Genomic DNA, 13,495 nt, shown 5'->3' with positions numbered 1-13,495 from the left:
CAAGAAACTGCAGCCTTGTAGAAATCAGGATACTGACAGATTGCTGCTGTTGACATAAATCCACCTCCCGAATGCCCGTGGATTCCCACACGCGTAATATCGATAAAAGAATAACGGTCGGCCAGTTGCTCTACTGCTGCCTTATGGTCGGCCAACGGGTAATCCCGCATATTTCCATATCCGTAGTTATGGTACCATTTGGAGCGGCTGGGATGCCCACCTCGCTGTCCTACCGTAATCACGATAAATCCGGCTTGTGCCAGACGGTCTGTCCGGACACTCATGCGTCGGAACGGATAATCCACTGCCTCTACCTGAGGCCCCGGATATACATAATCTATGATGGGATATACCTTGGTAGAGTCAAAATCGAAAGGTTTGTACATCACTCCATACAAATCAGTCACTCCATCGGCGGCTTTCACCCTGAAAGGTTCCGGGAATTTGTAACCGGCTGCTTTCAGGGAAGAGAAATCACTTTCCTGTATGGTCATCACCTTTTTCCCGTTATTGTCCAGCAGGTCAGTACAAGGAACGGTATTGGCACGTGAATAGTTATCGACAAAGAAACGGGCATCGTCATCCAGTTCTACATCATGGAAGAATTCACCATGCGTAAGCTGTTTCAATCCGCTTCCATCCACATTTACTTTATAGAAATGTTCGTAATATGGATTTTCACCTGCCTCCCGTCCATTGGCCACAAAATAGACTGTCCGTGCAACCTCATCTACTTTTACCACACGCTCCACATGCCAGGGACCTTCTGTGATACGATTTTTCAAGTTTCCTTTATCATCATATAAATAAAGGTGCGCCCAGCCGTCACGTTCGCTCCATTGGATAAACTCTTTTCCTCCCTTCAGCACATGAATAGGACGTGTTTCCTGGTAGGTGTTCATTCTTTCCTTTACTATAGGTACAATGGAATCAGCCCCCAATGTATAAGTACATACATCAATACGATGCAAGTCACGACTGCTGCGTGTCAGAAAGAAACGGTTGTTATCCCCTTGCCAGATTCTTGGAATCAGATCCATATCGCGCTGTTTCTGTTCAAAGGGTTTACCTTCCAAGTCAATCGACTGATTTTTCCACGCCGCTGTCTTGATTTCTTTCCGTGTACCTGCCTGCACATCGAACAAATACAGATGATATTCCGGCATACCTGTCTCTCCCGGCATCTCATACTTATAAGTTTCCAGAGTAGGACGTGGCTCCGCAATAGAGTTAATCACCCACAACGGTTTCACATTCCGCTGGTCCGCAATAATCGTAGCAAAATATTTGGAATCAGGCGACCAGTATCCCCATACTCCACGACGTTTTCCATTGCACAATGTATCTGTATTCAGGGTACTATACGGAATGCCATACCCGAAATCCGGTGTACCATCCGTTGTCAGACGGACTTCTACAATCGTACTATCTTTCTCATCCTTGCGAGCCTTCTGATAATCGGCGATACTCATATAGTACAAATCGCAATCCTTGGCATAAATCACCCGCTGTCCATCAGGCGAAACAGAGGCCCAGCTTGGTCTGTCCAGTTCCTTCTTTTTGTCTTTCAAATGTGTCAATTTACGAGACGGATAGTCGTACGAGAAATAAAATGTAGAATCAGCCTTTGAGACCACTTTAAACGTAAAGGTACGTCCGTCTTCTCCAGCCTTCAGGTCTGCGATAGGCAACTGACGTGCTTCAAAAGGGTCTTGTACAATCTCGGTAAGCTGTGAAGCCAGCCGTTCACGGTCGAACAATAACTCTTTACGCTTAGCTGAAGGATTCACCACATACCAGAACTTTCCTTCACTGGTCTTATACTCAAACCAGAAATTGTTTCCCTGTTGAAACCAGTGCGGGTCCACAGTAGTAGAAAACAACATTTTGTCCAGCTTACTCTTGGTAAACTTTTCGGCCTGTAAGTAGCCTGGCAGACGTCCTTCCGCCTGCTGGGCAGAAACAGACGTCAATCCGAAACCGCCACACAACACTACAGCCAATAGGATTTTTTTCATCATATTTTCTTTTTATTTATCGATTAAACAAAAAAGACACAAGGAGACAAAGCCGGCAAGCCAGCTTTGTACTTCCTTGTGCCATTTATACTATTCTTCTATAAATTCATCAGAACAAGAACCTCAGTACATCATTGAAGTTTGCCCAGATAAGCAGACCAAACAGCAGGAACATACCTACCATCTGCGCATATTCCAGGAACTTGTCACTTGGTTTCCGACGGGCTATAATCTCATAAAGCAAGAACAACACATGTCCTCCGTCAAGTGCCGGTATCGGCAAGATATTCATGAAGGCCAGAATAATAGACAAGAATGCGGTCATTTCCCAGAAACGCTGCCAATCCCAGACTTTCGGGAAGATACTTCCAATAGTAGCAAATCCGCCCACACTCTTGGCTCCTTCCTTGGTAAACACATATTTCATGTCATTGACATAGCCTTTCAATGTATTGACGCCCAATGCTACCCCTGCCGGGAAAGATTCAAAGAAGCCATAGCTCAACGTACGTTGCTTATAGTCCACCAGTCCACCTATTACGGCAACCTTGAATTTATCATCCGTCTGCACATCTACGGTATCACGCACTCCTGCACGTGAGTAAACCAGCGTAAAGGCAGCCGAAGTCTTCTTATCCAACTCAGCCTTTGCCTTCAACTCAGCCATGTTGTCCAGAAATTCATTCCATGAAGTCATCTCTTTGCCATTAAATGCAACCAAAGAGTCTCCTTTCTGAATACCCACTTTCGCGAATCCACCGTCCGGAAGTACAGAATCGACCACATTCGGATAGAACACATCCACAAACATTGGGTCTTCTTTTGCCACATCCAACAAGCTTAACTCAGGCAGCAAAATCTTTTTCTCTTCTCCCTGACGCAAGACAGTCACCTCACGAGCTTCTACGATGCTACGAATCATATCCATATTGAAGCGAGTCAGTTCCTTGCCATCGGCACTCTTCAGAATATCGCCGTCGCGGAAACCGATTTCCTGCGCATGCTCATTAAACTTCATACCCATTGTCATGTCGCTCAAGGTCGTGTAATGGTCTCCCCATGTAAAGAGAATCATGGAATAGATGAACAGAGCCAGCAGGAAATTCATCAATACTCCTCCCACCATTACCAGCAGACGCTGCCAGGCCGGTTTGGAACGGAACTCCCACGGCTGAGCAGGCTGTTTCATCTGCTCGGTATCCATTGACTCATCAATCATTCCCGAGATTTTGCAGTATCCTCCTAAGGGCAACCAGCCTACTCCGTATTCCGTATCACTGTTCTTGGGTTTATATTTGAACAGCGAGAACCAAGGGTCGAAAAATATATAAAACTTTTCTACGCGAATCTTAAACAGACGGGCGAAGAAAAAATGTCCTCCTTCGTGAATGATGACCAGCAGCGACAAGCTGAGAATCAACTGAAGGGCACGAATCAAAAATGTTTCCATTTCTACTTTACTTCTTACTTTTTTATAATTAGACTTTGTTTATTTCATTCCATTAATCACCAGTTCTGCTGCAATACGACGGGTTTCCGCATCGGTCGATACATAATCTCCGTAAGTAGGTGCCTTTATAAAAGGAACCTTCGCCATAGATTTTTCAATCACCTCACTCATACCTAAGAAAGAAATCTGGTCTTTCAAGAATGCAGCTACTACGACTTCATTCGCCGCATTGACAATACAAGGCATGTTTCCTCCCTGGTGCAGGGCTTCGTAGGCCAGAGCCAGGTTACGGAAGCGTGTCATATCCGGCTTTTCAAATGTCAAAGTATTATACTTGGCAAAATCCAGCCGCTCGCCCGAAAGCGATTCCCGTTTCGGATAAGAAAAAGCATACTGAATAGGCAGACGCATATCGGGTACGCCCAACTGAGCCTTTACTGCTCCGTCTTCGAACTCCACCATAGAGTGAATGACCGACTGCGGATGCACCACCACTTCAATCTGTTCCGGAATAACTCCAAACAGCCATTTAGCTTCCATCACCTCAAACCCCTTGTTCATCATGGAAGCAGAATCGATGGTAATCTTCGCTCCCATCGACCAGTTGGGATGCTTCAAAGCCTGTTCTTTGGTCACTGTTTGAAGCTGTTCCATGGTAAAGGTACGGAAAGGACCTCCCGATGCAGTCAGAATCACCTTATGCACAGGGTTGTTCATTTCCAGACACTGGAAAATAGCCGAATGCTCAGAATCTACCGGTAAAATCGGTGTCTGATACTGACTGGCCAAGGCAGTAATCAGTTCACCAGCCACCACCAATGTTTCCTTATTGGCCAATGCTATGGTTTTTCGAGCTTTGATGGCATTGATGGTCGGCTTCAGACCGGCATAGCCCACCATCGCGGTCAGCACAATATCAATAGGCTGTGCCTCTACCACCTGACACAAAGCTTCAGCCCCGGCATACACCTTAATCGGCAAATCAGCCAGCGCTTCCTTCAAAATTCCATACTTATCCTCATTGGCTATAACCACCACTTCCGGTTGGAACTTACGAGCCTGTTCGGCCAGCAAATCCACTTTATTGTTCGCTGTAAGGGCATATACCTCATACAAATCAGGATGCTCCTCTATTACCTGAAGAGCCTGAGTACCGATTGATCCGGTAGAACCTAATATGGCAATCTGTTTCTTCATAAGCTTAAAATACAACATATTTCGCCGGGTCAATCGGAGTGCCATCATGCCACAGTTCGAAATGCACATGCGACACATGCTTACCCTCGTCCGATGTTCCGGCCAATGCGATTACTTCTCCCCCTTTCACCTGGTCCCCTTCTTTTTTCCGGGAAGGGCCACAATGTTTATATACGGATATAAAATTCTGTTCATGCTGAATTTGAATAAGTACCCCGCTGTCGGCAGTCTGCACCACCAGCATCACCGTACCATCCAGAGCCGCCAGTACACTCTCATCGACGGAGGCTGCCATATCCACTCCATAATGATGACGCGAAGGTGCAAAATCCTTCACCACCATTCCACGCGTAGGACGGAAGAACAACAAATCCGGCAATGTATGATCATCCGTTCCCGCCATTGCTGCCGCCCGTTCCCGTTCTTCGTACTTCCGGCGAAAATCATCTTCCTCCTTGGAGCGATTCATCAGCTCCTCCGTACGGATGGTAGTCAGCGAGTCAATCGACTGTACCGTATCCACATTCACCTTCCCGCTGAAAATATCCTGAATATTCATGATATAGCGGTTCTGGCGTTCCAGTGCCTCAACCAACGAATCGGCTTTCAGTGCATTGGTCACCACCTGCGAACGCACCTCACTGTTCATATATCCCGGCAAGTAGTTCCGCAAGGGAGTAAACACAATAATGATGGCAGCCAAAAGAAAGATTACCGTACAAGCAGCCAGCAACACCGAAAAACCGTTCAGTTTCGACACATGAATGCCAATTACCTCTTCCAGTGTGTTCTCATTAATGACGGTCAGCTTATACTTAAACTTAATGTTCCGCCAAAATGCTTTACGACCTTTCTTTTTCATACCTAATCTGGTTTTAATCCAACAATCCCTCAGGAATATCCACCGTCAACACTTTCTGTGCCTTGTCAATATCCAGTATAAATTCTTCGTGAGCCGGAAGCAGCAGTTCCTCTCCCTCCTTCTCAATGACAAACAGCACATTCATCGTTGCATCATCCACATCCACCACTTCACCCAAGTCGCCATGATGCACGTCGTGCACCTTGAATCCGACAAAGAAATTCCAGGAAGTGATTTCATCCTGTTCTTCCATATACTTCTTCGGGAAATACACTTCCACATTGGTAAAACTACGTGCCTTCTCAGCCGTGTCTATCTCTTCGAATTTCACCAGCGCTGCATTGTCGGAGCGAAAGCGATATTCTTCAATAAAGAATGGAACCAGAATCCCGTCGAGCAACAGAATCAGGTAGTCGCAGTCCACCCGGTCGAAAATATCATCGGTAAACGTAAACGACACCTCACCCTTCACTCCGTGGGGCTTGTTGATGATTCCTATTTTAAATACTTCTTCTTTTCTAATCATACTTATTCAATACGCGTGATACGTGCACCGAGTGCAGTCAATCGCTGTTCGATATGCTGGTATCCTCGGTCAATCTGCTCAATGTTATGGATACGGCTGTTTCCTTCTGCTCCCAGTGCCGCAATCAGCAAGGCAATACCGGCACGAATATCCGGCGAAGTCATATTGCCGCCCCGCAAACAGAAATTGCGGTCGTGACCGATTACCACCGCACGGTGAGGGTCGCATAAAATAATCTGTGCCCCCATATCAATCAATTTGTCCACAAAGAACAGACGGCTTTCAAACATCTTCTGATGAATCAACACACTACCCTTAGCCTGAGTAGCCACAACGAGCATCACACTCAGCAAGTCAGGAGTCAATCCCGGCCACGGTGCATCGGCAATGGTCATAATGGAGCCGTCAATAAACGACTCTATCTGGTAATGCTCCTGTGCGGGCACAAATATATCGTCACCTCGTTGTTCCAAACGGATACCCAGACGACGGAAACTGTCAGGAATGATTCCCAGATTTTCATAAGACACATCCTTGATGGTAATTTCACTTCCCGTCATGGCAGCCATTCCGATGAAACTGCCGACTTCAATCATATCTGGAAGCACCCGATGTGAACAGCCTTTCAAGCTGGATACGCCTTCGATGGTAAGCAAGTTCGATGCGATACCCGAAATCTTGGCTCCCATGCGATTCAGCATCCGGCACAACTGCTGCAAATAAGGTTCACAGGCTGCATTGTAAATCGTTGTCACCCCTTCGGCCAGTACAGCTGCCATCACAATATTGGCCGTACCGGTCACAGAAGCCTCATCCAGCAACATATAAGCGCCTTTCAGCTTCTCGGCATTAATGCAAAAACGACCATTCACGGCATCATATTCAAACGAGGCACCCAGTTTCTGAATACCCAGGAAGTGCGTATCCAGACGGCGGCGTCCGATTTTATCACCACCCGGTTTCGAAATCATTGCCTTTCCGAAGCGAGCTACCAGAGGACCTACCAGCATCACCGAACCACGCAATTTAGAGCAACGGTTCAAGAAGTCATCACTCTCCAGGTAAGCCAGATTCAGATTATCTGCCTGAAAAGTGTAGGTGTCACTTCCCGACTTAGAGACCTTCACCCCCATGTCGCGAAGTAACTGTATCAGGTTGTTCACATCCAGAATGTTCGGAATGTTTTCAATAGTCACTTCCTCATCTGTCAGCAATGTGGCACAAAGTACCTGTAATACTTCGTTTTTAGCACCCTGAGGCACAATCTCGCCATGCAGTTTGTGTCCTCCTTCGATTACAAATGAAGCCATAGTATCCGATTTTGATTAATATTTCTTTTTCTGCTGATTGTTATTGTTCATCTGACGACGACGCGGACCGAACGAACGCTGTTCCACCAGCTTCAAGTCATCCGTCGTCAGCTTGATACGTCCTTCTGACAGCTCGCACAAATCCTCCAGGATTTTCTGGTCTTCCACCCCGTCCTTGTTGAAGTTGATGTAATCCTTCTTCATGTGGTTGGCGATATATTTTATCAGCTGTTTTTTCTCATCACCTTCCGGATAGTCTACTGCTATCTTAATCAAGTCCTGAATGAACCGTCCGTAATGACGGAAACGAATGACGTTCGGAGAATAGGGAATTCTGTCCGGTTTCACTTCCAAACTTTCCTTCTTTACAATTTCCACCGGATAGTCAATATCCAGTTTGAAGTCGGACATAATGGCCAGATGATCCCACAGCTTATGACGGAAATCCTCCATGTCGCGTAATTGCGGAAACATGCCTCCCATTATGTTTACAATCGTATTGGCACACCGCTGACGCTCTTCACGGTCTTCGATGGTCAATGCATGGTCTACCATGTTCTGCACACTTCGTCCATACTCCGGAAGTGGCAATTTTCGTTGCTGGGTATTATATTCCATATAAAATTCTGTTATTCTACAAATCAAATCTTTTTACGCCTCACCGGCCATACGCCCTTACAGCAGTTTCTTCGGAGTGGAAGCCACAAATTCCTTCAGATAGAACGGCTCAAAATAGGCCACATCCTTGAAATCTTCCACTGCCATGGCTTTCTCGGCCAGCGGGAACATCCATTTGGCTACCGGATGAATATTCTCAATGAAGTGTGCGTTGGGATGCGAAAGTTTTTCCTTGCACTTGGCTGCTCCGTTACCAAAGAAATACACCGGATGTTTCTCCAAATATTCGGCATACGAATTTTCGTCAATAATATCTGCTCCGATGGCACGCTGCACCTTCAAAGCACGGTCATACACGGCCGCATATACTTCCATACGGCGGGCATCAATCATCGGACAAAGCAAAGCATCTTCCGGCAGGTCGTGCGCAAGCAGCACCGGCACACACATCACCTCCAGTGTGGGCAATCCTATCAGCGGAATGTTCCGTCCGTAACAGATACCTTTCGCCATCGACACACCGATACGCAGCCCCGTATACGAACCAGGACCACAGCTCACTGCCACCGCATCCAACGGAATGGCATGGCTATCAATGAACGACAAGGCTTCATCCACAAATACCCCTAACACAGTAGCATGCGAAGGGCCGTTAAAATCTTCTTTCGAGAAAATGGAAGCTCCATCCTGGCTTACAGCCACAGAACAAACTTCCGTAGATGTTTCAATATGTAAAATGCATGACATAATTAAACTCGATACAATTATTATAGTCTGCAAATATACACTTTTCTTCTCACTATCTCATGAAAAAAGAAGCAGAAAGTTTGCCGAAACTCTGTTCCATCCGTCAGAGTCAAAGGTATTTCGCACGTTTTTTTTAACAGCCGCTTATTCTTTATTTAGATTTTTCCTACCTTTGTATCCAAATTATCAAAAAACAGAAGGAGTTATGATACAGTCAATGACCGGATACGGAAAAGCAGTCACTGTGTTCGGAGACAAAAAAATCAACGTGGAAATCAAATCGTTGAACAGCAAAGCAATGGACTTATCCACACGCATCGCTCCATTGTATCGTGAAAAAGAAATGGAAATCCGCAACCTGATTGCCCAGACACTGGAACGCGGGAAAGTGGACTTCTCTATATGGGTGGAAAAAGACGCCGCCGAATCGGCTACTCCCATCAATACAGCCTTGGTAGAAAACTATTACAACCAAATAAAAACCATTTCTGAAACTTGCCATATTCCGTTGCCGGAAGACTGGTTTGCCACTTTGTTGCGCATGCCCGACGTGCTGACCCGCGTAGACGTGCAGGAACTGTCGGACGAAGAATGGGCTGCAGCCAAACAAACCATCGAAACCGCTCTGCAACATCTGGTTGACTTCCGCAAGCAGGAAGGTGCAGCTCTCGAAAAGAAGTTTACAGAAAAAATCGACAACATCGAACGGTTGATGAAATCCATCGAGCCTTACGAGAAGGAACGTGTGGCCAAGATACGGGAGCGCATTACCGATGCACTGGAAAAAACGCTGAGCATCGACTATGACAAGAACCGTCTGGAGCAGGAGTTGATTTATTACATCGAAAAGCTGGACATCAACGAAGAGAAGCAGCGTCTGGCCAACCACCTGAAATATTTCCGCGAAACCATGGCAGGCGGACACGGACAAGGCAAGAAGCTGGGATTCATCGCTCAGGAAATGGGACGTGAAATCAATACCACCGGCAGCAAGTCGAACCATGCCGAAATGCAGAACATCGTGGTACAGATGAAAGACGAACTGGAACAGATTAAGGAACAAGTGTTGAACGTAATGTAAAAAAGAATATGGCAGGCAAACTTATTATTTTTTCAGCCCCCTCCGGCTCTGGTAAATCCACCATCATCAATTACTTGCTGACACAGAACCTGAATTTGGCCTTCTCCATCTCTGCCACCAGCCGCGCGCCCCGTGGCACAGAGCAGAACGGAGTGGAATACTTCTTCCTGACACCAGAGGAATTCAAGCAGCGTATCGCCAACGATGAGTTTCTGGAATACGAAGAAGTGTACAAGGACCGTTTCTATGGCACACTGAAAGCACAGGTAGAAAAACAGCTGGCAGCCGGACAGAATGTAATTTTCGATGTCGACGTAGTAGGCGGATGCAATATCAAGAAATTCTACGGCGACCGCGCACTGTCTGTATTTATCCAGCCGCCTTCACTCGAAGAGCTCCGCAAGCGCCTGACCGGTCGTGGAACCGACGCACCCGAAGTTATCGAAAGCCGTCTGGCAAAAGCTACCTTCGAGCTGAGCTATGCCGAAAAATTCGATGTAGTGATTGTCAACGACAATTTGGAAAAGGCTCAAGCAGAAGCCTTGAAGACCATTCGCGATTTTATTAAACAATAAATTTGCTGATATGCCTAAAGACCCAAAGAAAATCATGTTCATGATGACCATACTTTGTATCGTCATCGGGCTGGCAGCCATTGCCGTAGGGGTGGTGGCCGTAGCAAAAGAAGAATACATCATTGCCGTAGCCATGCTGCTGGTAGCTGCCTGGCAGATACTCAACTACAGACAATGGAAGAAAAGCCTCAAATAAAAACCGGACTTTTCGGAGGTTCCTTCAACCCTATCCATACAGGCCACCTGGCACTTGCCAACTACCTGTGTGAATATGGGGGACTGGAGGAGGTATGGTTTTTGGTTACCCCTCAGAACCCGTTCAAACAGAACGAGACGTTGCTCGACGACCATCTGCGCCTGAAAATGGTAGAAGCTGCCGTGGCAGGATACCCCCGTTTCCGCGCATCCGACTTTGAGTTCCAGCTTCCACGTCCCTCATACACTATCCATACCCTTGATAAACTGGCCGAGTGTTATCCTGACCGGGAGTTTCACCTGATTATCGGTGCCGACAACTGGCAGGCTTTCGACCGCTGGCGGTCGCCCGAAGAAATCATCCGCCGCCACCACATTCTGGTCTATCCGCGCCAGGGCTATCCCTTGGAGGATACAGCCAGTCTGCCTCCTCATGTCAGAGTCGTACAAGCTCCCCTCATCGAAATCAGTTCGACCTTTATCCGCAAAGGCATCCGGGAAGGAAAAGACCTGCGCTATTTCCTGCATCCGGAAGTATTCAGAATTATTCAGGAAAAAGGATTGTACCGGTAATCATTTCTTTTTGTGCAGTACCACCAGCACCACCTCACTCGGTGTAAACAAGCGCACATCCTTGCGGGAGGTGCCCAGTCCATTGGTAATAATAACCGGAATACCCGCACTGTTATACTTCAATCCTGTCAGGAAACGGTTACCGTATTTGGAAAAATGCGCCGGTGTCCATCGGCGGAACAAACTGACTTGTCCCCCGTGCGTATGTCCGGCCAGTGCTAAATCGGTGTGCGCCACATTCACATCCTCCACGTAATCGGGTGTATGTACCAACATCAGTACGAAATCTTCTTCCCGCAATGCCAAGGTAGGTGACCCCCCGTTCTGTTTCAGGTCAAACGGGTTACGAATGCCGCACAACAAAATGTACTCCTTTCCTCTCCACAAGGTATCCACCTTGTGCTCCAGTAAGTGTACCCCAGTTTCCTGCATGGCCTTCCGTGCCAGCGAGTCAGCCTGCCCACGCTCATGGTTTCCCATCACGGCATACGTTCCACAGGGTGTCTCCACCGTCTTCAGCGCCTGAAAGAGTTGCGTCACATCTCCTCCGTTGCGTCCCCGATAGTCACCTCCCAGGAGCAACACATCCGCATCCAGCGAACGAAGTGCCTGGCACATGCCCGGTAAACGACGGGCGGTAAACCGACTCTCGTAATGAAAATCGGAAGCAAAAGCCACACGGAAACCATCGAAAGAATCGGGCAACTGGGCACTGTAGAAATCATAGCGCTTTACACGCCCCACACCTTTATATTTGGAAAAAGAAGCCGTAGCACAAGAAGAAAGCAGGACACATAGCACCACCAGGCAACCTGCCAGCAAGTTTAATCGTTTCATCATTTTAAAATACATATAACTATCCGGTCGTGACAAAGGTCGTAAAAAAATGCCTAACTTTGCCGGACGAAAAACTAAAAATCAATCCACAATGACAAACGTCAAAACCAATTCCATAAAAGCCTGGTTGTTGGCTGCCCGCCCTAAGACACTGACCGGTGCTGCCATACCCGTCATGCTGGGCTGTGCGCTGGCCTTTATTTACGGTCATTTTCAATTAACGCCTGCCCTGCTTTGCTTTCTGTTTGCGTTTCTGATGCAAATTGACGCCAACTTCATCAACGACTTGTTTGATTTTCTGAAAGGCAGCGACCGCGAAGACCGGCTGGGACCGGAACGCGCCTGTGCACAAGGATGGATCAGCGCCAAGGCCATGAAAGCCGGAATTGCCTGTACCACCCTGTTAGCAGGAATCACCGGACTTTGCCTGCTTTACTACGGAGGACTGGAAATGATTCCGATTGGTATTGCCTGTATGATTTTTGCCTTCCTCTATACCGCCGGACCGTATCCGCTGGCTTATCACGGATGGGGCGACTTGCTGGTACTTGTTTTCTTCGGCTTCGTACCTGTGGGATGTACCTACTATGTCATGGCACACGACTGGAACATGTCTGTCACCATGGCTTCACTGGCCTGCGGCCTCATCATCGACACCCTGCTGATGATTAATAACTTCCGCGACCGTGAACAGGATGCTATCAGCGGCAAGAAAACCATTATAGTACGCCTGGGAGCCAAAGCTGGACTGATTCTTTACTTTCTGTTAGGACTGGCGGCCTGCTGGTGCTGCTTCTACTTCCTGGAAATCGGTAAAATCTATGCCGTACTGCTACCCCAGCTGTACCTGATTCCACACATTCTGACCACCCAGCACATGGCCCGTATCTACCGCGGAAAAGCCCTGAACGGAATCTTGGGAGAAACCTCCCGCAACATGCTTATTTTTGGATTATTACTCACCCTTGGCTTAATACTTTAATATGATTCGAAAGGTACGCAAAGAAGATACACCGGCCATCACTGCCATCTATAATCATTACATCGCCCACACCACCATCACCTTTGAACTGGAACCGGTGAGCGAAGAGGAAATGTGGACACGTATCCAGCACATCAGTGAGAAGTATCCGTACTTTGTATATGAGACGGAAGGGCAGATTGCCGGCTACTGCTACGTGCACGGATGGAAAGAAAAGGCTGCTTACAACCAAAGTGCAGAGACCACCATCTACCTGGCTCCTTCGCATACCGGGAAAGGTATCGGAAAAGAACTGATGCTGCATTTAATAGAAGAATGCCGCCGCTACGGACTGCATGCCCTGATAGCCTGCATCACCGAAGGTAACGAAGCCAGCTACGCCCTGCACGAAAAGTTAGGGTTTGAAAAGGTTTCTTATTTTCGGGAAGTAGGCCGTAAATTCGGGAAGTGGTTAGGAATCGTAGATTATGAACTAATTCTATAAGATAGTATAGTATTATAAAAACAAACAGGGCGATACCTTT

Annotated in this window: 15 protein-coding genes; 6 read left to right on the top strand and 9 right to left on the bottom strand. The window is 47.2% G+C overall.

Features of this window, described 5'->3' with window-relative positions:
- The 8 genes from WKT20_RS07510 to tsaB all read right to left on the bottom strand — a co-directional run.
- On the bottom strand, positions 1 to 2,018 hold a 2,018-nt coding region (locus WKT20_RS07510), incomplete at its 3' end, for a S9 family peptidase (protein ID WP_340417124.1).
- A 109-nt stretch (positions 2,019 to 2,127) separates the two neighbouring features.
- Positions 2,128 to 3,468 carry an RIP metalloprotease RseP gene (gene rseP, locus WKT20_RS07505; protein WP_304215870.1) on the bottom strand — a complete coding sequence of 447 codons (1,341 nt, stop codon included), beginning with the start codon at positions 3,466 to 3,468 and terminating at the stop codon, positions 2,128 to 2,130.
- 39 nt (positions 3,469 to 3,507) lie between these two features.
- Complete coding sequence (locus tag WKT20_RS07500) at positions 3,508 to 4,665, bottom strand: 1-deoxy-D-xylulose-5-phosphate reductoisomerase (protein ID WP_304215869.1); 1,158 nt, start codon at positions 4,663 to 4,665, stop codon at positions 3,508 to 3,510.
- Between the two features lie 4 nt (positions 4,666 to 4,669).
- Positions 4,670 to 5,527, bottom strand: a complete 858-nt coding sequence (locus WKT20_RS07495; RefSeq protein ID WP_118026429.1) for a M23 family metallopeptidase — start codon at positions 5,525 to 5,527, stop codon at positions 4,670 to 4,672.
- Between the two features lie 13 nt (positions 5,528 to 5,540).
- On the bottom strand, positions 5,541 to 6,053 hold the full coding sequence (rimM, locus tag WKT20_RS07490) for a ribosome maturation factor RimM (protein WP_340417123.1): 513 nt from the start codon (positions 6,051 to 6,053) through the stop codon (positions 5,541 to 5,543).
- A 2-nt stretch (positions 6,054 to 6,055) separates the two neighbouring features.
- Positions 6,056 to 7,363 carry a UDP-N-acetylglucosamine 1-carboxyvinyltransferase gene (gene murA, locus WKT20_RS07485; RefSeq protein WP_249087535.1) on the bottom strand — a complete coding sequence of 436 codons (1,308 nt, stop codon included), beginning with the start codon at positions 7,361 to 7,363 and terminating at the stop codon, positions 6,056 to 6,058.
- Between the two features lie 15 nt (positions 7,364 to 7,378).
- Positions 7,379 to 7,981, bottom strand: a complete 603-nt coding sequence (locus tag WKT20_RS07480) for a DUF4290 domain-containing protein (protein WP_007564447.1) — start codon at positions 7,979 to 7,981, stop codon at positions 7,379 to 7,381.
- A gap of 57 nt (positions 7,982 to 8,038) precedes the next feature.
- Complete coding sequence (tsaB, locus tag WKT20_RS07475) at positions 8,039 to 8,728, bottom strand: tRNA (adenosine(37)-N6)-threonylcarbamoyltransferase complex dimerization subunit type 1 TsaB (protein ID WP_117702623.1); 690 nt, start codon at positions 8,726 to 8,728, stop codon at positions 8,039 to 8,041.
- Between the two features lie 205 nt (positions 8,729 to 8,933).
- Between tsaB and WKT20_RS07470 the strand changes: the two genes are divergently transcribed.
- Genes WKT20_RS07470 through nadD form a run of 4 tightly spaced genes read left to right on the top strand, consistent with a single transcriptional unit; the run spans position 8,934 to position 11,152 of the window.
- Positions 8,934 to 9,809, top strand: a complete 876-nt coding sequence (locus tag WKT20_RS07470; protein WP_007564443.1) for a YicC/YloC family endoribonuclease — start codon at positions 8,934 to 8,936, stop codon at positions 9,807 to 9,809.
- 8 nt (positions 9,810 to 9,817) lie between these two features.
- Positions 9,818 to 10,384 carry a guanylate kinase gene (gene gmk / locus WKT20_RS07465; protein WP_304210413.1) on the top strand — a complete coding sequence of 189 codons (567 nt, stop codon included), beginning with the start codon at positions 9,818 to 9,820 and terminating at the stop codon, positions 10,382 to 10,384.
- Positions 10,385 to 10,394: 10 nt separating this feature from the next.
- Positions 10,395 to 10,580, top strand: a complete 186-nt coding sequence (locus WKT20_RS07460; protein ID WP_040313381.1) for a hypothetical protein — start codon at positions 10,395 to 10,397, stop codon at positions 10,578 to 10,580.
- Positions 10,559 to 11,152 carry a nicotinate (nicotinamide) nucleotide adenylyltransferase gene (gene nadD / locus WKT20_RS07455; RefSeq protein ID WP_340417122.1) on the top strand — a complete coding sequence of 198 codons (594 nt, stop codon included), beginning with the start codon at positions 10,559 to 10,561 and terminating at the stop codon, positions 11,150 to 11,152. The genes WKT20_RS07460 and nadD overlap by 22 nt, the downstream gene beginning before the upstream one ends.
- Here nadD and WKT20_RS07450 read toward each other — a convergent pair whose 3' ends face one another.
- Positions 11,153 to 11,992: a metallophosphoesterase gene (locus WKT20_RS07450; protein ID WP_445323270.1), complete on the bottom strand. Its 840-nt coding sequence runs from the start codon at positions 11,990 to 11,992 to the stop codon at positions 11,153 to 11,155.
- Positions 11,993 to 12,080: 88 nt separating this feature from the next.
- Between WKT20_RS07450 and menA the strand changes: the two genes are divergently transcribed.
- Positions 12,081 to 12,971: a 1,4-dihydroxy-2-naphthoate octaprenyltransferase gene (gene menA, locus WKT20_RS07445; protein ID WP_340417120.1), complete on the top strand. Its 891-nt coding sequence runs from the start codon at positions 12,081 to 12,083 to the stop codon at positions 12,969 to 12,971.
- A 1-nt stretch (position 12,972) separates the two neighbouring features.
- Positions 12,973 to 13,455 (top strand): GNAT family N-acetyltransferase, encoded by a 483-nt coding sequence (locus WKT20_RS07440; RefSeq protein WP_118026423.1) that lies wholly within the window; start codon positions 12,973 to 12,975, stop codon positions 13,453 to 13,455.
- Positions 13,456 to 13,495 lie beyond the last annotated feature (40 nt).

Source organism: Phocaeicola sp. ICN-14070, from assembly GCF_037892625.1.
Lineage (GTDB): Bacteria > Bacteroidota > Bacteroidia > Bacteroidales > Bacteroidaceae > Phocaeicola > Phocaeicola plebeius.
The sequence above is the reverse complement of the archived record's forward strand: the minus strand, read 5'-3'. Positions and strand labels throughout refer to the sequence as shown.

What these genes read in the sequence shown, in the direction of transcription:
- rseP (WP_304215870.1), bottom strand. Translation starts at nt 3,468, where the DNA reads ATGGAAACATTTTTGATTCGTGCCCTTCAGTTGATTCTCAGCTTGTCG.
- WKT20_RS07500 (WP_304215869.1), bottom strand. Translation starts at nt 4,665, where the DNA reads ATGAAGAAACAGATTGCCATATTAGGTTCTACCGGATCAATCGGTACT.
- WKT20_RS07495 (WP_118026429.1), bottom strand. Translation starts at nt 5,527, where the DNA reads ATGAAAAAGAAAGGTCGTAAAGCATTTTGGCGGAACATTAAGTTTAAG.
- rimM (WP_340417123.1), bottom strand. Translation starts at nt 6,053, where the DNA reads ATGATTAGAAAAGAAGAAGTATTTAAAATAGGAATCATCAACAAGCCC.
- murA (WP_249087535.1), bottom strand. Translation starts at nt 7,363, where the DNA reads ATGGCTTCATTTGTAATCGAAGGAGGACACAAACTGCATGGCGAGATT.
- WKT20_RS07480 (WP_007564447.1), bottom strand. Translation starts at nt 7,981, where the DNA reads ATGGAATATAATACCCAGCAACGAAAATTGCCACTTCCGGAGTATGGA.
- tsaB (WP_117702623.1), bottom strand. Translation starts at nt 8,728, where the DNA reads ATGTCATGCATTTTACATATTGAAACATCTACGGAAGTTTGTTCTGTG.
- WKT20_RS07470 (WP_007564443.1), top strand. Translation starts at nt 8,934, where the DNA reads ATGATACAGTCAATGACCGGATACGGAAAAGCAGTCACTGTGTTCGGA.
- gmk (WP_304210413.1), top strand. Translation starts at nt 9,818, where the DNA reads ATGGCAGGCAAACTTATTATTTTTTCAGCCCCCTCCGGCTCTGGTAAA.
- WKT20_RS07460 (WP_040313381.1), top strand. Translation starts at nt 10,395, where the DNA reads ATGCCTAAAGACCCAAAGAAAATCATGTTCATGATGACCATACTTTGT.
- nadD (WP_340417122.1), top strand. Translation starts at nt 10,559, where the DNA reads ATGGAAGAAAAGCCTCAAATAAAAACCGGACTTTTCGGAGGTTCCTTC.
- WKT20_RS07450 (WP_445323270.1), bottom strand. Translation starts at nt 11,992, where the DNA reads ATGATGAAACGATTAAACTTGCTGGCAGGTTGCCTGGTGGTGCTATGT.
- menA (WP_340417120.1), top strand. Translation starts at nt 12,081, where the DNA reads ATGACAAACGTCAAAACCAATTCCATAAAAGCCTGGTTGTTGGCTGCC.
- WKT20_RS07440 (WP_118026423.1), top strand. Translation starts at nt 12,973, where the DNA reads ATGATTCGAAAGGTACGCAAAGAAGATACACCGGCCATCACTGCCATC.